This window comes from Streptomyces sp. NPDC043680 (assembly GCF_056436685.1).
In genome coordinates, this window is the sequence record NZ_JBWKCE010000003.1 from 152,983 (window position 1) to 170,922 (window position 17,940).

A 17,940-nucleotide genomic window follows, 5' to 3' on the forward strand; every position below is an offset into this window, starting at 1 on the left:
GCGGAACGTCCCGGCGGCGGAATGCCCCGGCGGCGCGATGCCTCGCCCAGGGACGGGGACCGGCCAACTTTATCCACAGGTCTGTGCACGGGCCTTGACGTGCCCTCCAGGCATTGTCACATTCATCAATGTCAACTTTCGGGTGCGTACGGCTCTACGGACGGACGGCTGGCATGGCTGGGGACACCAAGCAAGGCACCGCGCACCTCTCCGCCGAGCTGCGCGGGTTCAGGGAAGTACAACGCCTTGCGTACGAGTGCGCGGAGACCGTCGCGGCACAGCTGCGGCCGGGTGTGACCGAGCGCGAGGCCGCGAGGATGCAGCGGGAGTGGCTGCGGGAACGGGGGGTTCGGGACTGGTTCCACCTGCCGTTCGCCTGGTTCGGGGACCGCACCGCCTTCACGAACTTCAAGATCCCCCTCCAGTTCTTCCCGACGAACCGGAAGCTGGAGCCGGGCATGCCGTTCATCCTCGACATGGCGCCGGTCCACCGGGGGTACGCGGCCGACATCGGCTACTCGGGCAGCCTCGGGCTGAATCCGGTGCAGGACCGGCTGATGTCCGATCTGCGGCCGCACCGCGACCTGATCCTGGAACAGGTCCGCGAACGCCGGCCGCTGCGGGAGATCTACGAGAACGTCGAACGGCTGATGGTCCGGCAGGGCTATGCCAACCGGCACCGCGCGTATCCGTTCGGCGTGATCGCCCACAAGATCGGCCGCGTCAAGGAACGGCGCTGGGCCCCGACCGCCTTCGGTTTCGGCGCTCAGTCCCTGAAGGGGCTGGCCTCGGACGCCCTGCACGGACACCGCGAGGGCTGGTCCCCGCTGTGGAGCCCGTACCACTTCTCGGACCATCCGCCGCAGCCAGGGCTGTGGGCGGTGGAGCCGCATCTGGGCTTCCGGGGGACCGGCGCCAAATTCGAGGAGATCCTGGTGGTCACCGACTCCCGGGATCCCGAGGAGAGTGCGTACTGGTTGGACGACGATCTGCCGCACGTGCGGCGCTGGGCCGAGGAGACGACAGCATGAGCGGGACGGACAGGACCGGCGCCTACGGCGCGGCGGACGGCGCGACGAGCGGTGGGAGCCTCGCGGGGGCCCGCGAACGCCGGGTGAGTACCGGCGGGGTCGAGCTGTGCGTCGCCGAACTCGGCGAGGCGGACCGGCCGACCGTGCTGCTGGTGCACGGGTACCCCGACAGCAAGGAGGTCTGGTCGGAGGTCGCCGAGCGGCTGGCGACCCGCTTCCACGTGGTGCTCTACGACGTACGCGGGCACGGTCGCTCGACGGCTCCGCAGCCGCTGCGCGGAGGATTCACCCTGGAGAAGCTGACCGACGACTTCCTCGCGGTCGCGGACGCCGTCAGTCCGGACCGGCCGGTGCACGTGGTCGGGCACGACTGGGGCTCCGTCCAGGGCTGGGAGTTCGCCACGGTCGCCCGTACCGAAGGCCGGATCGCCTCCTTCACCTCCATCTCCGGGCCCTCCCTCGACCACTTCGGGCACTGGATCAAGAAGCGGATGACGCGTCCGACCCCGCGGCGGGCGGCACAGTTGCTGGGCCAGGGCGCCAAGTCCTGGTACGTGTACATGCTGCACACGCCTGTGCTGCCGGAGCTCGCCTGGCGCGGCCCGCTCGGCAAGCGGTGGCCGCGCATCCTGGAGCGCGTCGAGAAGGTCCCGGCCGGCGCCTACCCGACCGCTTCACTGCGCTCGGACGCCGCCCACGGGGCCTGGCTGTACCGCGACAACGTCCGTCCTCGGCTGCGCAGGCCGCGCCCCGATGCGTACGCGCACGTACCGGTCCAGCTGATCACGCCGACGGGGGACGCCTTCCTCTCCGAGCGGCTCTACGACGACCTGGAGCGGTGGGCCCCGGACCTGGTGCGGCGCACCTTGTCCGCCAAGCACTGGGTACCGCGGACCCGGCCGGACCAGCTGGCCGGATGGATCTCCGACTTCGTCACCGCCCGGGAGGACCCCGCCACCCGGGCCCCGGAGCACAAGGCGCCGGGCAGGTATGCCGACCGCTTCGCCGGCCGGCTGGTGCTCGTCACCGGGGCTGCCAGTGGCATCGGACGGGCCACGGCCTTTGCGTTCGCCGAGGCGGGTGCCCGCGTGGTGTGCGTGGACCGGGACGCCGAGGGCGCGGCGCGTACGGCCGACATGGCGCGGCTGGTCGGGGCCCCCGAGGCCTGGGACGAGTGCGTGGACGTCAGCGACGAACAGGCGATGGAGAAACTCGCGGCGAAGGTCGCCGACGCGTACGGAATCGTGGACGTGCTGGTCAACAATGCCGGGATCGGCCTGTCGGGCCCCTTCCTGGAGACCACCTCGGAGGACTGGCGCAAGGTCCTCGACGTCAACCTGTGGGGTGTCATCCACGGCTGCCGCATCTTCGGGAAGCAGATGGCCGAGCGCGGCCAGGGCGGGCACATCGTCAACACCGCCTCCGCCGCCGCTTATCTGCCGTCCAGGACGCTGCCCGCCTACAGCACCTCGAAGGCCGCGGTGCTGATGCTGTCGCAGTGCCTGCGCGCCGAACTCGCGTCGAAGTCGATCGGGGTCTCGGCCGTATGCCCGGGCATCGTCAACACCAACATCACCGCCACCTCGCGCTTCGCCGGGGTGGACGCGGCGGAGGAGAAGCGCCGCCAGGAGCGCTCCTCGCGGCTGTACGGGCTGCGCAACTTCCCGCCGGAGAAGGTGGCCGACGCGATCCTGCGGGCGGTGGTGCGCAATGAGGCGGTGGTGCCGGTGACCCCGGAGTCCAAGGGCGCCCTGTGGATGTCCCGGTTCGCGCCCGCCGCCCTGCGGCGGCTGGCACGGCTGGAGCCCCGGCTGTGACCTCGTAGGGGGCGGTGCGAGCCCCGGCACGGACGCCTCCACGGGCACCTTCGCGGACGCCGGCGCCGAGAGAGAGCGGCACGGCCATACCGGGCTTCTTCCGGCGGTCGTACCATCCCTCGCAGAAGGGCTCGCTGCTGCGCAGGGGCGGCCGCCTGCCGTGCGGCTCCACCGGCCGCCCCGGGCCGCCGCGGGCGCGGTCGGCCCACCGCCATGTCGTAGGGAGCCCGGATTGTCAGACCAGGCAGGAGCCGAATACCGGATCGAGGATCTCGCACACCACAGCGGAGCCACGGTGCGCACGATCCGGGCGTACCAGGACCGCGGTCTGCTGCCGAAGCCGGAGCGGCGCGGCCGCTCCAACGTCTACCGGGACACGCATCTGGCGCGCCTGCGCCAGATCGCCGACCTGCTGGACCGCGGCTACACGCTGGCTTCCATCAAGGAGTTGCTGGAGGCCTGGGACGCGGGGCGCGGGCTGGGCGGCGTCCTGGGACTGGTCGCCGAGGTGCACGGGCCGTGGACGGACGAGGAGGCGGCCCGGATCAGCCGGGCCGAGCTGAACGAGCGCTTCGGCGGCAGGCCGGACGACGAAGCGGTGAGCGAGGCCTGCGAGCTGGGGGTGCTGGAGCGGATCCCGGGGCGCCCGGACGAGTTCCTGGTGCCGTCGCCGCAGGAGCTGGCCGTGGCAGCGGAGCTGTACGCGGCCGGGGTGCCGCTGGCGGCGATCACCGGCCACCTGCGGGAGCTGCGCGGACAGGTGGAGCACATAGCCTCGCGGTTCCTGGAGTTCACGACCGAGCACGTCTTCGCCCGCTACCTGGAGCAGGTGCCGCCGACGGACGCCGACGCGGCGGAGGCGGCGACGCTGGTACGGAGACTGCGGCCCCTGGCGCAGCAGACGGTCGATGCCGAGCTGGCGCGGGCGATGCGACTGTTCGCGACCCGGCACTTGCAGCGGCATCTGGGCGCGGCCGGCGCCCCGCAGCCGTCGGGGCCCGCGGCGGTGGCGCTGCCCGCCGAGACGGTGCGCGCGGTACAGGAGCTGGTCGGCCCCGAGCACGTGGGGGAGTTCGTCCGGGCCGCCACGGAGCGGGAGCTCCAGGCCCGGACGATGAACGAGTTGGCCCGCCGCGGCGGGCGCTAGACCTCGGTCAGTAGTCCACAGGGCAGGTCACCCGTTTGCCGTCAAAACCCACCCAACCGGCTGTGGACAAGCCGGGGATTCCTGTGGGCAACCCGGTGGACAACTCAACCGATGGCCTCGTACGAGGTGTTCGCGGCAGCGGTGGGACCGGCCGCCACCACTACGGCTCTCGCCCCTTTCGCACCGCGGTGGGCACTGCCGTAGAGGAGGGCGGCGAGGGCGAGACCGACGACCGCACCGAGCAGCTGGGCGGCGACGAACCCGGGCAGCGACTGCGGCGCGATACCGGTGAAGGAGTCACTGAAGGCGCGCCCGACGGTACCGGCCGGGTTCGCAAAGGAGCCCGACGAGGTGAACCAGATCGCCGAGGCGATGTACGCGGCGACCGCGGCCGGGATCAGCCGGGGGCGTCCGATGCGCTCCATGCCCTGGATGACGAGGACGAGTCCGGCGGTGGCGACGACCTCGCCGATGAGCAGGTGGCCGCCGCCGCGGATCTGGGTCGAGAAGCCGCCGGGGAGGCGCCCGAACATGGCTTCGGCGAGGACGGCGCCGCCGATCGCGCCGACGGTTTGGGCCGTGGTGTACACGAGGGCCTCCCGGCCACCCAGCCCTGCGCCGCCGGTGCGCCGGGCCCACCAGGAGGTGAGGGTGACGACCGGGTTGAGGTGGGCTCCGGAGAGGGGGCCGAGCAGGGTGATGATCAGCCCGAGGCCGATGGCGGAGGCGAGCGAGTTGGCGACGAGGGCGACTCCGGTGTCACGGCTGAGGCCCTCGGCCTGGATACCGGAACCGATCACCACCACGAGAAGGCCGGCCGTTCCGATGAGCTCGGCGACGGCACGGCGCGGCAGAGAAGCGTGGCTTGTCATGGGTTCTCCCCCTGGGACAGATGTTCAATGGAAAATGTATTCCGTATCTTGGAAAGGCGGTAGAGGTCGCCCCGGCTCTGGCCGCCGCGAAAATGCACTGCCCGCAGCCCCTCCCACCCGGCAAGCTGGGGTCATGGACGACAAGCGCACCGTGAAGGTGTCCAAATACGTCTCGAAACACCTGCGCCATCAGCCGGAACGCATCGGACTGGTGCTCGACGACCACGGCTGGGTGGAGATCGACGACCTTCTGGGCGCGGCCGCCGCCCACGGCTTCCCCTTCAGCCGCGCCGAGCTCGACCACGTCGTCGCCACCAACGACAAGCAGCGCTTCGCCGTCGAAGGCAGCCGCATCAGGGCCAGCCAGGGCCACACCGTTTCCGTGGACCTGGGGCTCGCGGAGGCCGAGCCGCCGGCGTACCTCTACCACGGCACGGTCGCGGCAGCGCTGGACGCGATCCGCACCGAGGGCCTGCGCCCCATGGCCCGCCACCACGTACACCTCTCCCCCGACCGGGAGACGGCAACCCGCGTCGGTGCGCGGCGCGGACGGCCCGTCGTGCTCGCCGTGGACGCGGCGGCCATGCGCGCCGCCGGGCACGTGTTCCGGATCAGCGCCAATGGCGTGTGGCTGGTGGATGCCGTACCGCCGCAGTTCCTGCGCCTGCGCTGACTGCGGCAGCGGCCCGGAGGCGACGGAATTCGGGGAGAGATTGTCAGATCATCGCCCTACTCTGTTCCTCATTCCGGGATCTGTGAGGGGGGGTACCTCGCGATCACCGAACCCTTCACGTGCACGCGAGGTGACGCCCCATGACGTCCGCATCCCCTTCTTCTCCGTCTTCCTCTCCGTCCTCCGCTCCCTCTCCCTCCGGCTCTCCCTCCAGCTTTCAGGTCGATCTGCGCGGCCTCGTCGACCTGCTCTCGCACCACCTCTACTCCAGCCCCCGCGTCTACGTCCGCGAGCTGCTCCAGAACGCCGTCGACGCCGTCACCGCCCGCCAGGCGCTCGACCCGCAGGCGCGGATCCGCATCCGCCTGTCGGCGTCCGGGGGCCGGGTGACCATCGAGGACAGCGGCATCGGCCTGACCGCTGCCGAGGCCCACTCGCTCCTCGCCACCATCGGCCGCAGTTCCAAGCGCGGCGGCGACGGGGGCATCGAGGCCGGCGGCTTGGAGAACACCCGCCGCGAGTTCCTCGGCCAGTTCGGCATCGGCCTGCTCGCCTGCTTCGTCGTGGCCCGGCAGATCCGCGTCATCACCCGCTCCGCCCGCGACCCCCAGGCCGCGCCCGTCGAATGGCTGGCCACGGACGACGGCTCGTACACCGTCCGCGAGCTGCCGCACGAGGCGCGGCCCGAGGCCGGCACCACCGTCATCCTGCAGGCCCGCCCGGGAGCCGAGGAGTGGACCGCTCCGGCCAAGGTCGAGCAGCTCGCCCGTGGCTACGGTTCCCTGCTCCCCTACGACATCACCTTCGACGAAGGCGAGGGCGGCGAGCCGCGCCCCATCACCGACAGGCCGGCCGTGTGGGACCGCTCCTTCCCGACCCCCGCCGCCCGCCGCGTCGCGCTCGCGGGGCACTGCGCCGAGCTCTTCGGCTTCACCCCGCTCGACAGCATCGACCTCGACCTGCCCGTGGCCGGGGTGCGCGGCGTGGCCTACGTCCTCCCCGAGCCGACCAGTCCCGCCCACCGGGCCGGACACCGCGTCCACCTCAAGGGCATGCTCCTCACCGACCAGGCCGACAACCTGCTGCCCGACTGGGCGTTCTTCGTCCGCGCCGTCCTGGACACCGACACGCTGCGGCCCACCGCCTCCCGCGAGAACCTGTATGACGACGAGACCCTGTCCGCCGTACGGGAGGCCCTCGGCACCAGCATCCGGGCCTGGCTCGCCGAACTCGCGGCGAGCGAACCGGAGCGCCTGGCCGCGTTCCTGAGCGTCCACCACCTCGGTGTGAAGTCGCTGGCCCGGCACGACGCCGAGTTGCTCGGCCTGATGCTCCCCTGGCTGCCGTTCGAGACCAGCGACGGATCGATGAGCCTGCAGGAGTTCACCGCCGCCCACAGCGAGATCCACTTCACACGCACCGTGGAGGAGTTCCGCCAGATCGCGCCGATCGCGGCGGCACACGGCCTCGGCGTCATCAACGCCGGCTACACGTACGACGCCGACCTGCTCGCCCTGCTGCCCGCGGTCCGCCCGGACCTCAAGGTCGCCGAGCTGGACGCAGGTGCCGTCACCGAGCGGCTCGACCCGGTCCCCACCTCCGCCGAACTGGCCTTGGCGCCCTTCCTGTCCACCGCCCGCACCCGCCTGGAGGCGCAGGGCTGCGACGTGGTGCTGCGCGCCTTCCAGCCCGTCTCCGTGCCGGCGCTCTACCTCGACGACCGCCAGGCCCGCCAGGAGCGCGACCGGACCGCCGCCCTGGACAGTGCCGACTCCCTCTGGAGCGGCATCCTCGGCGCCCTCCGCGGCTCGGCGCCGCGCGCCCGCCTCGTGCTCAACCACAACAACCCGCTGATCCGCCGGATCGCGGCACTCCCCGACGAGGCCCTGACCGGCACCGCGGTCGAATCGCTGTACGGCCAGGCCCTGCTGATGTCCCAGCGGCCGCTGCGCCCGGCCGACTCCACCCTGCTCAACCGGGCCTTCCTCGGACTCCTGGAATGGGCGACCCACTCCATCGACTCCACGGAGGGCCACCAGTGACCATGCTGACGCGCGAGCAGATCGAGCAGGGCCTTCACGAGAACCGCCAGTCGCCCAACGGGACGGCGCGCAACGCCCACGCCGAGGCCCTGGTCGGCGCGGCGGAGGCGAGCGGCGACCAGGCGCTGTTCCGCGAAGCTCTGGACAACCTGATCAACGCCTACCTCTACAGCTCCGAGTCGCCGAAGATGCTGGTGCCGTTCGCCCGGCTGCTCCAGGAGTACGACAAGGACCCCGGCGCCTTCTCCGAATGGGAGGCCCACTCGCTCTTCTGGGAGTTCAAGTGGGTGGCCTCGGCCATCACCGACTCCCCCGAGATCCCGCTGGAATCCGCCGCCGGCTGGCTGGACGAGATGGAGCGCCGCTACCGGATCGCGGGCTACAGCGAGCGGCCGGTACGCGAGGCCGAACTGTGGCTCGCCGACGCCATCGGCGACGACGAGCGGGCCGAGCGGGCGCTGGCCGCCTGGCTGGCCGCCGACCGCGACGACATGAGCGACTGCCACGCCTGCGAACTCAACGGGCAGGGCCAGTACGCGGCCCTGCGCGGCGACGATGCCCGGGCCCTGGAGACGTGGCAGCCCGTGCTCTCGGGCGAGCGGACCTGCGCCGAGGAGCCGCACCGGCTGCTCGGCACCTCCCTGCTGCCGCTGCTGCGGCTCGGCCGGTATGACGAGGCCCGCTCGAACCACCTGCGCGGCTACCGCATGGCCCGGGGCAACGAGAGCCTGCTGCCGACTATCGGCAGGCACATCGAGTTCTGCGCGCTGAGCGGCAACGAATCGCGCGGCCTGGAGATCCTCGCCGAGCACGCCGCCCACCTGCACCCGCTCGCCAACGCAGACGACCAGCGGGCCTTCCACGGCGGGATCCTCGTCCTGCTGCGCCGGCTCCGGGAACTGGGCCACGGCCAGAGCCCGGCCGTCCCGTACGAGGGCGTCCCGCACACGGTCTCCGAGCTGTACGAGGTGCTGCGCGCGAGCTCCCTCGACATCGCCCGGCGGTTCGACGCGCGCAACGGCACCACCCGCGTGTCGGACCGGCTGCTCGCCCGGATCGGGCGGGAGCCGCTGGTGGACGCGCTCCCCCTGGGCGTGCGCAGCTCGGCCCTGCCGCAGGCGGAGTCGGCTTCGGCCGTGCGCCCGGGGGCAGCCGCCCTGCCGGCTCCGGACACCGGGGACGGTTTCGCGGGGCTGGTGGAGCGGGCCCGGCAGGCACGCGACCGAGGGCATCCGGGGGCGGACGCCCTGTGGACCGAGGTCGCCGCACGGCTGGACGGGCAGCCGGAGGGCGACGTGGACCCCCTGGTCGCCGCGGACGTGGCGGACCACCGCGCCCTGACCGCCGCGCGCGCGGGAGCAGCGGATGCGGCCGAGCTGCTGGCAGCGGTCCGCGACGAATACCGGGCGCTCGGTCAGGCAGAGCGCGCCGCACTGGCGGAGCTGCGGCTGGCGACCCTGGCCGCGCAGTCCGGGGCGGCTCCGGAGCGGATGCGCGAGTTGGTGCGGGCGGCCCGGCGGTCCGCGGAGGCGCTGGATGCGGGCGAGCCGCTGCGCGAGCGCCGTATCGCGCTCACCGAACTGACCTCGCTGCGGGTGGAGTCGTACCTGCGCTCGGTGGAAAGTACCGAGGAGCACGACCACCACGGCCACGGCCACGATGAGCTTGCGGCCGAGCTCACCGGATTCGTCGCCGCATACGGGGGCACCCTGCCGGACCTGGCCGCGGAGGCCGAGGAAATGCTGGGCCGGATCGGCCTGGCGCAGGGTGATCCCGAACGGGCCGTACCGCTGCTGGCGGCGGCAGCGGCGCGGGCGGCGGCCGCCGGCCGACCGTGGCAGGCGGTGGATCCGCTGGTACTGCGGGCCGGCGTCCTGCTGTCCCTTGGCCGGCCCGAGGAAGCCCTGGAGGCGGCGCGTTCCGCGCTGGAGTACTCGGAGGAGGTCGTCGATGCCGAGGCCCAAGCCGTCGTACGGCTCACCCTCGCGGACATCTTGCTGCGCCGGCCCGACACAGCACAGGAGGCGGACGAGCACGCGCTGAGTGCGGCGCACTGGTTCGACCAGGCCGGCCTGAGCGGCGACGGCGGAGCCCAGGCACGGCTGCTGCTGGCCCGCGCCTATGCGCGCAAGGGTCGCACCGCCGATGCGGCGGAAGTACTGCAGTCGACGCTGCCCGACCTGCTGGAGCACGGTGAGGGACAGGCCGTGGCCGCACGGGAGTTCCTCGGGGATCTCCTTCAGGAACTGGGCGACCCGCGGTCAGCGGCGGAGCAGTACCTGCTGGCGGCCGACGTGACCCGGGGCTGGGACGACCCGCGTCCACAGGCGAGCCTCGCCCAGTCGGCCGCCGACCAACTCTCCGCGGCGCAGCTGCCGCAGGAAGCTGCCGCCGCGTACGAGAGGTCCCTGGAGCTGCACCGGACCACCGGGGACGCGCCTGTCGCCGAGGTGCGGATCCTGCGTTCCCTGGCCTGGCTCGACCTGCGCGAGGAGGTCGACGACGCCTCGGTCGCACGGGCGCGGGCGCGGATGGATGAGGCGGCGGCCGTACTGGACGCTGCGCTGGCCGCGGCCCCGCAACGCCGGGATCTGCGTTCCGAGCTCGCTCAGACCTGGCAGCAGTCGGCGCAGGTGCTCGACCGGTTGGTGACCACGTACGAGCAGGACGAGGACGAGGACGGTGAGGGTTCCGCCGAGCGGCCCGCTGCGGCGCAGATCGAGGCCCTGAGGCTGGAGGAGGTCACTCTGTCCGAGCGCGCGGCCGGCATCTACGCGGAACTCGGGCCGGACCATCTGGGAGACCGGCTGCAGTGCGTGCAGTACGCGGCGTGGACCGAGCAGGAGCTGGGCCGCGAAGAAGCAGGCGCCGCCCGGATGTCGGCGCTGATCGACGAACTGCGGGCCCTGCCCGGGGGAGCCCCCGAAGCCTTCCTGGAACGTGCGCAGTACGTGCTGGACCGGCTGAGCTCCTGATCTCCGCGCTGCCGTGCCGATGCCCCTGCCGCCCGAAAGCGGCAGGGGCATCGGCATGACGCCTGGGCAACCGGATCAGCCGGCCAGCTGCGCCATGCCGTCGGTGGCGATCTTCTCGAAGACGCTCTCGTCGGCAGCGAAGTCGGAGTCCGGGATCGGAGCGTGGATCACCAGCTCGGTGAAGCCCAGCTCCTGGTGGCGGCCCGCGAAGTCGACGAAGGCGTCCACGGACTCCAGCAGGGTGTTGCGTTCCGGGGTGAAACCGGTCAGCAGGATCTTCTCCATCGGCTCCGGACTGCGGCCGATCTCGGCGAAGGCCTGGTCCAGCTTGGCGAGCTGCCCGCGCAGGGTTTCCGTCGACTGTTCGGGGGTGCCCGCCTCGAACAGCTTCGGGTCGCCGGTCGTCACCCAGGCCTGGCCGTGGGCGGCGGCGAGCTTCAGGCCGCGCGGCCCGGTTGCGGCAACCGCGAAGGGCAGCCGCGGCCGCTGCACGCACCCGGGGATGTTGCGGGCCTCGTCAGCGGAGTAGAAGGTGCCCCTCTCGCTGACCGCCGGCTCGGTCAGCAGCCGGTCCAGCAGCGGCACGAACTCGGCGAAGCGATCGGCGCGCTCCCGCGGAGTCCAGGAGTCCTGCCCCAAGGCAGTCGCATCGAACCCGTTGCCGCCGGCGCCGATGCCGAGCGTGACCCGCCCGCCGGAGATGTCGTCCAGGCTCATGAGCTCCTTGGCCAGGGTCACCGGGTGCCGGAAGTTCGGCGAGGTCACCAGCGTGCCCAGACGTATCCGTTCCGTAGCGGCGGCCGCGGCGGTCAGGGTCGGGATCGCGCCAAACCAGGGGAGGTCACGGAAGGAGCGCCAGGACAGGTGGTCGTAGGTGTAGGCGGTGTGAAACCCAAGCCCCTCGGCTCGCACCCACTGGTCCCGGCCCCCCTCACGCCACGGGCGTACGGGGAGGATCACAGTGCTCAGACGCAGACTCATGCGTTCGAGACTAAGGCTCCACCGATGTTTCACGTGAAACATCGGGCCGTCTCGTTTCACGTGAAACATCGCCATCGGGGCCACGGCCCGTACCGGGTCTGGTCGGGGGTCGCGGTGCCATGGGCGAAGATGGAGCCGTGACCTCGGCTCCCCAGCGCCCGGACGGGCCCGCCCCCACTCCCCGGCTCATCGCCACCGATCTCGATGGCACCCTGCTGCGCGACGACAAGTCCGTGTCGCTGCGCACGGTCGCCGCGCTGGCTGCCGCCGAGGAGGCCGGGATCGAGGTGTTCTTCGTCACCGGCCGCCCGGCCCGTTGGATGGACGTGGTCAGCGATCACGTCCACGGCCACGGACTGGCGATCTGCGCGAACGGCGCCGCAGTGGTCGATCTCCACGCGGGCCGCGAGTTCGTCGAGGTGAGGGCGCTCCCCCGAGCCACTGCCCTCACGGTCGTGGAGACCCTGCGGGCCGCCGCGCCCGGGACCTCCTTCGCGGTCGAGACGACCACCGGAATCAACTACGAGCCGCTCTACCCGCCCTTCTTCCTGGATCCGGGCGCGCAGGTGGCGGCCGCCGAGAAGCTGCTGGAGGAGGACGCGGACGACAAGGCAGCGCCGGTCCTCAAGCTGCTCGCGCACCACACGGAGCTCACCCCCGACGACTTCCTGGCTCTGGCGCGCTCCGCCGCGGGTGCGTACGCGTCGATCACCCGCTCCAGCCCCACCGCCCTCCTGGAGATCAGCGGGCTCGGCGTCTCCAAGGCCAGCACCCTCGCGCTGTGCTGCGCCGAGCGCGGCATCAGCCCGGCGGAGGTCGTCGCCTTCGGAGACATGCCGAACGACGTGGAGATGCTCCGCTGGGCGGGCACCTCGTATGCGATGGGCAATGCCCACCCGGATGTGATCGCAGCCGCGTCGGGCCGCACGGTCGCCAACAACGAAGACGGCGTCGCCGTCGTGATCGAGCGCATCCTCGCCGAACGCACCACCCGCCGGATAGAGCCTTAGGCCTGCAGCGGGACCTCCCAGACCAGGGTGGTCCCGCCGCCGTCCTCGGCGATTCCGGGGCCGTACGAGCTGGCACCGCCCAGTGACTCGGCCCGTCTGCGCAGATTGCGCAGCCCGCTGCGCCGTCCGCCCTCCGTGATGCCCACGCCGTCGTCCGCGACCTCCAGCCGCACCCCGGGCCGCCCGTCCGCCAGGGTGACCGTGCAGTCGATGACCACCTCGATCCGGGACGCGTCCGCGTGCCGGAACGCGTTCGACAGGGCCTCACGCAGCGCGGCGATCAGGTTCTTGCCGACCAGTTCGCCGACGACGGTGTCGAGGGGGCCGAGGAAACGGTGTGCGGGCTTGAAGCCGAGCGGTACCGCAGCCATGTTGATCTCCCGCAGTACCCGGGTGCGCAGTCCCGCGGGAACCTCCGCCGGGCCCTGCTGGAGGGCGAAGATAGCCGTGCGGATCTCCTGGATCGTCACGTCCAGCTCATCCACGGCCTTGCCCACTCCGTCGCGCACCTCGGGCACGACGGACCGGCGCTGAGCTCCCTCCAGCATCATCCCCGTCGCGAACAACCGCTGGATGACAAGGTCGTGCAGGTCGCGGGCGATCCGGTCGCGGTCCTCGAACACGGCGAGCCTCTCCCGGTCGCGCTGCGCCTCGGCCATCATCAGCGCAAGTGCCGCCTGAGAGGCGAACTGTGTGGCCAGGGTGCGTTCCGCCTCGCTGAACGGCCTCTCCCCGAGGGCGCGGGGGGTGACGAGCGCGCCGAGCACCCGTCCACCGCTGTGCAGCGGCAGCATCATGCACGGCCCGTACGGGCTGGTCAGCCTGGTGATCATGCGTGGGTCGGACGATGCGTCGGTCACGAAGACCGGCTCGCCCTGGAGCAGCTTGGCCACCACTGGGCTCTCGGCCGGGATCACCACCCCGAGCGAGGTCGCCGGGTCGTCCGCCGAGACGGCGACGATCTCCATCCCGCCCTCCTCGGCCGGCAGCATCACAATGCCGGCGGCGGAGTCGGCCAGGTGGCGGGCCTGTTCGGCCACCACGACGAGGGCGTCGTCCGCGTCGCCTCCCGACAGGAGGGCAGTGGTGACGGCCACCGAGCCGTCGATCCAGCGCTCCCGCTGGGTGGCCGCCTCGTACAGTCGGGCGTTGCCGATGGCGATCCCGGCCTCGGTGGCCAGGACCCGGACCATGTGGACGTCGTAGTCGTTGAACTCGCCGCCGCCGTTCTTCTCGGCGAGGTAGAGATTGCCGAAGATCTCCCCCTGCACCCGGATCGGAACACCGAGGAATGTGCTCATGGGCGGGTGGTGCGGGGGGAAGCCGGCCGAGCGCGGATCCTTGGTCAGATCGGCGAGGCGCACGGTGTCGGGATGGGAGATCAGGGCCCCGAGCAGGCCGCGTTTGCCGTCCGGCCGGTGCCCGATCTCCTGCACCACCTCCGCACTGACCCCGAAGGTCACGAAGTCGGAGAGGCCCTGGCCCTCGGTGTCGACGACGCCGATCGCCGCATAGCGGGCGTCGGCGAGTTCGGCCGCGGTCTCGCAGATGCGGTCCAGTGTGGAGTGCAGTTCCAGACCGGTGCCGACCGAGCGCATGGCCTCCAGCAGTTGCGGCACGCGGGCCGTGAGCTCGGTGGACAGCCCGTGCAGGCTCCGCGTTGCCCGCGTGGCGGCCTCCAGCGGGTCCGGCTGTGTTCCGGGTGAGGCGTCCGGCGGTTCCTGCGACTCCTGCAGCGACATGACCTTGAGAGTAGTTAGTCCCTTTTACCGGGGAAAGTCAGCCGGTACCCGCTCGGCCCGCCGTTCCCGCTCCACCCACCTGCGCAGGGGCCCTTCGGCCGCGGCGAGTTCGGCGTAGGACCCGCGCTGCACGACCGCTCCGCGGTCCAGCACGAGAACCTCGTCGACGGCTTCCAGACCCGCCAGACGGTGGGTGATCAGCACCGTCGTACGGCCCTCGGTCGCTGCCAGCAGGTCCGCCGTCAGGGCGTCCGCGGTCACCAGGTCCACGTGCTCGGCCGGCTCGTCCAGGACGAGCACGGGGAAATCGGCCAGCAGGGCCCTGGCCAGTGCCAGGCGTTGCCGCTGGCCCCCCGAGATCCGCTCACCGTGTTCGCCGACCAGGGTGTCGAGCCCGTCGGGCAGCCCGTCCACCCACTTCAGCAGCCGGGCGGCGGCCAGTGCTCCTCGCAGTTCCTCTTCGCTGGCCCCCGGACGGGCCAGCCGCAGGTTCTCGCGCACCGAGCTGTCGAAGACGTGCGCGTCCTGCGCGCACAGGCCCACGATGCGGCGTACGTCGTCGCTGTCGAGCGTGCGCGCGTCGGTCCCGGCCAGGGTGTACGAGCCTTCGGCGGGGTCCAGGAAGCGCAGCAGAACCTGAGCCAGAGTGGTCTTGCCGGCCCCCGAGGCACCGACGACGGCGATGCGCCGCCCCGCCTCCAGGGTCAGGTCCAGTCCGCACAGCGCGTCGCGCTCCTGTCCCGGGTGGCGGGCGGAGAGCCGCGACAGCACCAACGGGAAGGGGGAGGCGGGGAGGGAGGCCGGCTGTTCCGGTTCGGTGACCGGGGCGGGAGCGTCGATGACCTCGTAGAGCCGCTCGGCGCTGCGGCGCACCCGCTGGCGGTACTGCACGGCCTGCGGAAGCCCGGCCACCGCCTCGAAGGCGGCGAGCGGGGTCAGCACCGCCACCGCCATGGCCACCCCGGACAACCGTCCGTCCTGCACGGCGCTCGCGGCGAAGCAGGCCGCGAGCACCACGGTCAGCCCGCACACCAGGGCGGAGAGCCCGCTCCCGAGCCCGGTGGCCGCCGCCCCCCGGGCAGCGATCGCGGTCAGCGTCCGGTCGCTCTCCTTCGCGTCCGCCCTGCGCCCCTCCAGAGCACCGGCCACGGTCAGCTCGGCCGTCCCGGTCAGGAGGTCTGCCACCCGGGTGGCCAGTTCGCCCCGGGCAGGCGCCAACCGCCGCTCCGCCCGCCGGGAACACGCACCACTGACCAGCGGCACCCCGACCCCGGCGACAATCAGCCCGACGGCGAGCACCGCCCCCGCCTCGGGCAGCAGCCAGGCGGTGAACCCGACCGAGCCGGTGCCGACGAGCACTGCGGTGCCGAGCGGCAGCAGCCAGCGCAGCCAGTAGTCCTGGAGGGCGTCGGCATCGGCCACCAGCCGGGCCAGCAGATCCCCGCGCCGCTGCTCCCTCAGGCCGGCCGGAGCAATGCGCTCCAATCGCCGGAACACCGATACGCGCAGGTCGGCCAGCATCCGCAGCACGGCGTCGTGGGACACCAGCCGCTCCGCATACCGGAAGACGGCCCGCCCGATCCCGAAGGCCCGCGTCGCGGTGACGGCCACCATCAGGTAGAGCACCGGCGGCTGTTCGGAGGCCCGTGAGATGAGCCATCCGGAGACGGCCATCAGCCCGACGCTGCAGCCCACCGCGAGTGCCCCGAGCAACAGGCCGAGCCGGAACCGCCCCTGCCACGCCCTGGCGAGCTCCCTGACCCGGCGGAGCGGATCGCCGCCGCGTGCCTGAGCCCAGGCCCCCTCGACGACCGCGGCCCCCGCGGGTGCCGGTGCCTCCACTTCGGCAGGCGCGCCGGAGGCCGGTGCACCCGAGGCCGGAACAGCGGGAGCCGGAACAGCGGGAGCAGGGCTCGCCGGGGCCGGCGCAGCCTCCTGCCGGGCCGGCGCCGGGCGGGGGAGAGCTCCGGCGGGGCCCACCTCGACGACCCGGTCCGCCACGGCGAGCAGCGCCGGCCGGTGCACCACCAGCAGCACGGTCCGTCCGACGGCCAGTCGGCGGACCGCGTCCACCACGGCGGCCTCGCTCTCGCCGTCCAGCGCCGCGGTCGGCTCGTCCAGCAGCAGCACCGGCCGGTCCGCGAGGAACGCCCGCGCCAAGGCCAGCCGCTGGCGCTGGCCGGCTGACAGCCCGGCCCCGCCTTCACCGAGCCTCGTGTCGACCCCCTGCGGCAAGCCGCTCACGAACTCCCAGGCACCGGCGTCCTTGAGTGCCTGCGCCACGGCTTCGTCGCGAGCCCCCGCACTGGCGAGGCGTACGTTCTCCGCGATCGTCCCGGCGAAGAGGTGCGGGCGCTGCGGCACCCACGCGATCCGCTCCCGCCACTGCGCCGACGACAGTTCGGCCAGGTCCGTGCCCGCGACCCGCACCCGCCCGGCGGTCGGGGTCACAAACCCCAGCAGCACCTGGAGCAGGGTGGTCTTCCCCACCCCGCTCGGCCCCGTGAGCGCCACGCACTCCCCCGGCTCGACGACGAGCGAGAGCGGTCCGGGGGAGTCCTCGTCCCGTCCCTCGTAGCGAACGGCGACCCCGTCGATCTCGATCCGGAGCCCCTGCGCCGGTACGGGCGCGACACCGCCCGTCCTGGTGTCCGACGTCTCCAGCACGGCGAAGATCTCCTCCGCGGCGGCGAGCCCTTCGGCAGCCGCGTGGTACTGGGCGCCGACTTGGCGCAACGGCAGGTACGCCTCGGGCGCCAGGATCAGGATGACCAGCCCGGTATAGAGGTCCAGCTCCCCGTGCACCAGCCGCATGCCGATGGCCACGGCCACCAGTGCCACGGACAGCGTCGCCAGCAGCTCCAGGGCGAAAGAGGAGAGGAACGCGATGCGCAGGGTCCGCATCGTCGCCTGCCGGTAGTCGTCGGTGATCCGGCGGATCGAGGCGGCCTGCGCCTTGGCCCGTCCGAAGACCTTCAGCGTCGGCAACCCGGCCACCACGTCCAGGAAGTGCCCCGAGAGCCGTGACAGCAGCCGCCACTGGCGGTTCATCCGAGACTGGGTGGCCATGCCGATCAGCACCATGAACAGGGGGATGAGCGGCAAGGTGACCACGATGATGGCCGCCGAGAGCCAGTCCTCCGTGACGATCCGGGCCAGCACCGCCGCCGGGACGACCACTGCGAGCCCGAGTTGGGGCAGATAGCGGGCGAAGTAGTCGTCAAGGGCGTCCACCCCCCGGGTGGCCAGCGCCACCAGAGATCCCGTGCGCTGACCGCTGAGCCAGCCCGGCCCCAGCTCCGCGGACCGGTCGAGCAGCCGCGTCCGCAGCTGTGACTTGACCGCCGCCCCGGCGCGGTGGGCGGCCAGCTCGGTGAGCCAGGCGAGCAGGGCCCGCCCGAGTGCCACGGCCGCGAGCAGCAGCAGTGGCGTCCGCAGCGCCTGCCCGTCCAGCCCCTTCTCGAAGGCACCGACCACGATCTCGGCGATGAGCATCGCCTGACCGACGACCAGCCCCGCCCCGGCAAGTCCCAGAGCCACCACGGCGCCCAGGAAGAGGCGGGTGGTGCGGGCGTACCGGAGCAGACGCGGGTCGATCGGTTTCACGTGAAACATCCCTCAGGACGGGGGGTCAGGCAGGTCTGGCCGCA

At 72.4% G+C, this 17,940-nt stretch carries 11 protein-coding genes; 7 read left to right on the forward strand and 4 right to left on the reverse strand.

Translation table 11 applies throughout. The features are described 5' to 3' along the window. Positions 1-173: 173 nt before the first annotated feature. The 3 genes from AC0666_RS07265 (at position 174) to AC0666_RS07275 (ending at position 3,995) form a co-directional block, all read left to right on the forward strand. Positions 174-1,031, forward strand: a complete 858-nt coding sequence (locus AC0666_RS07265) for a M24 family metallopeptidase (protein ID WP_468583293.1) — start codon at positions 174-176, stop codon at positions 1,029-1,031. Continuing rightward, positions 1,028-2,848, forward strand: coding sequence for an SDR family oxidoreductase (locus tag AC0666_RS07270; protein WP_468966204.1), 1,821 nt, complete (start codon positions 1,028-1,030; stop codon positions 2,846-2,848). Before AC0666_RS07265 ends, AC0666_RS07270 begins: the two co-directional genes overlap by 4 nt. A gap of 232 nt (positions 2,849-3,080) precedes the next feature. Continuing rightward, complete coding sequence (locus AC0666_RS07275) at positions 3,081-3,995, forward strand: MerR family transcriptional regulator (protein ID WP_468583291.1); 915 nt, start codon at positions 3,081-3,083, stop codon at positions 3,993-3,995. Positions 3,996-4,099: 104 nt separating this feature from the next. Here AC0666_RS07275 and AC0666_RS07280 read toward each other — a convergent pair whose 3' ends face one another. Next, complete coding sequence (locus AC0666_RS07280) at positions 4,100-4,867, reverse strand: aquaporin (RefSeq protein ID WP_478707242.1); 768 nt, start codon at positions 4,865-4,867, stop codon at positions 4,100-4,102. Positions 4,868-5,000: 133 nt separating this feature from the next. Between AC0666_RS07280 and AC0666_RS07285 the strand changes: the two genes are divergently transcribed. The 3 genes from AC0666_RS07285 (at position 5,001) to AC0666_RS07295 (ending at position 10,557) form a co-directional block, all read left to right on the forward strand. Further along, the gene (locus tag AC0666_RS07285) at positions 5,001-5,540 is read left to right on the forward strand and encodes an RNA 2'-phosphotransferase (protein WP_361721082.1); all 540 of its coding nucleotides are present in this window, start codon (positions 5,001-5,003) and stop codon (positions 5,538-5,540) included. A gap of 140 nt (positions 5,541-5,680) precedes the next feature. Then, the gene (locus AC0666_RS07290) at positions 5,681-7,582 is read left to right on the forward strand and encodes an HSP90 family protein (protein WP_468966197.1); all 1,902 of its coding nucleotides are present in this window, start codon (positions 5,681-5,683) and stop codon (positions 7,580-7,582) included. Beyond that, entirely contained in the window at positions 7,579-10,557 is a 2,979-nt protein-coding gene (locus AC0666_RS07295; RefSeq protein ID WP_478707243.1) for a tetratricopeptide repeat protein, read from the forward strand. Before AC0666_RS07290 ends, AC0666_RS07295 begins: the two co-directional genes overlap by 4 nt. Positions 10,558-10,632: 75 nt before the next feature. Here the strand turns inward: AC0666_RS07295 and AC0666_RS07300 are convergent, their stop codons facing one another. Then, positions 10,633-11,538 (reverse strand): LLM class flavin-dependent oxidoreductase, encoded by a 906-nt coding sequence (locus tag AC0666_RS07300; protein ID WP_478707244.1) that lies wholly within the window; start codon positions 11,536-11,538, stop codon positions 10,633-10,635. Positions 11,539-11,657: 119 nt separating this feature from the next. On the opposite strand from AC0666_RS07300, the gene AC0666_RS07305 reads away from it, so the two are divergent. Continuing rightward, positions 11,658-12,548 (forward strand): Cof-type HAD-IIB family hydrolase, encoded by an 891-nt coding sequence (locus tag AC0666_RS07305; RefSeq protein ID WP_478707245.1) that lies wholly within the window; start codon positions 11,658-11,660, stop codon positions 12,546-12,548. On the opposite strand, the gene AC0666_RS07310 is transcribed toward AC0666_RS07305, so the two are convergent. After that, on the reverse strand, positions 12,545-14,290 hold the full coding sequence (locus AC0666_RS07310) for a GAF domain-containing sensor histidine kinase (protein ID WP_478707246.1): 1,746 nt from the start codon (positions 14,288-14,290) through the stop codon (positions 12,545-12,547). The genes AC0666_RS07305 and AC0666_RS07310 overlap by 4 nt on opposite strands. Before the next feature lie 24 nt (positions 14,291-14,314). Then, positions 14,315-17,905, reverse strand: a complete 3,591-nt coding sequence (gene cydD / locus AC0666_RS07315) for a thiol reductant ABC exporter subunit CydD (protein ID WP_478707247.1) — start codon at positions 17,903-17,905, stop codon at positions 14,315-14,317. Between the last annotated feature and the right edge of the window lie 35 nt (positions 17,906-17,940).

Bases quoted from the DNA above. Each gene is read 5' to 3' on its own strand.
- AC0666_RS07270 (WP_468966204.1), top strand. From the start codon at position 1,028: ATGAGCGGGACGGACAGGACCGGCGCCTACGGCGCGGCGGACGGCGCG.
- AC0666_RS07285 (WP_361721082.1), top strand. From the start codon at position 5,001: ATGGACGACAAGCGCACCGTGAAGGTGTCCAAATACGTCTCGAAACAC.
- AC0666_RS07280 (WP_478707242.1), bottom strand. From the start codon at position 4,867: ATGACAAGCCACGCTTCTCTGCCGCGCCGTGCCGTCGCCGAGCTCATC.
- AC0666_RS07305 (WP_478707245.1), top strand. From the start codon at position 11,658: ATGGGCGAAGATGGAGCCGTGACCTCGGCTCCCCAGCGCCCGGACGGG.
- AC0666_RS07310 (WP_478707246.1), bottom strand. From the start codon at position 14,290: ATGTCGCTGCAGGAGTCGCAGGAACCGCCGGACGCCTCACCCGGAACA.
- AC0666_RS07300 (WP_478707244.1), bottom strand. From the start codon at position 11,538: ATGAGTCTGCGTCTGAGCACTGTGATCCTCCCCGTACGCCCGTGGCGT.
- cydD (WP_478707247.1), bottom strand. From the start codon at position 17,905: ATGTTTCACGTGAAACCGATCGACCCGCGTCTGCTCCGGTACGCCCGC.
- AC0666_RS07290 (WP_468966197.1), top strand. From the start codon at position 5,681: ATGACGTCCGCATCCCCTTCTTCTCCGTCTTCCTCTCCGTCCTCCGCT.
- AC0666_RS07265 (WP_468583293.1), top strand. From the start codon at position 174: ATGGCTGGGGACACCAAGCAAGGCACCGCGCACCTCTCCGCCGAGCTG.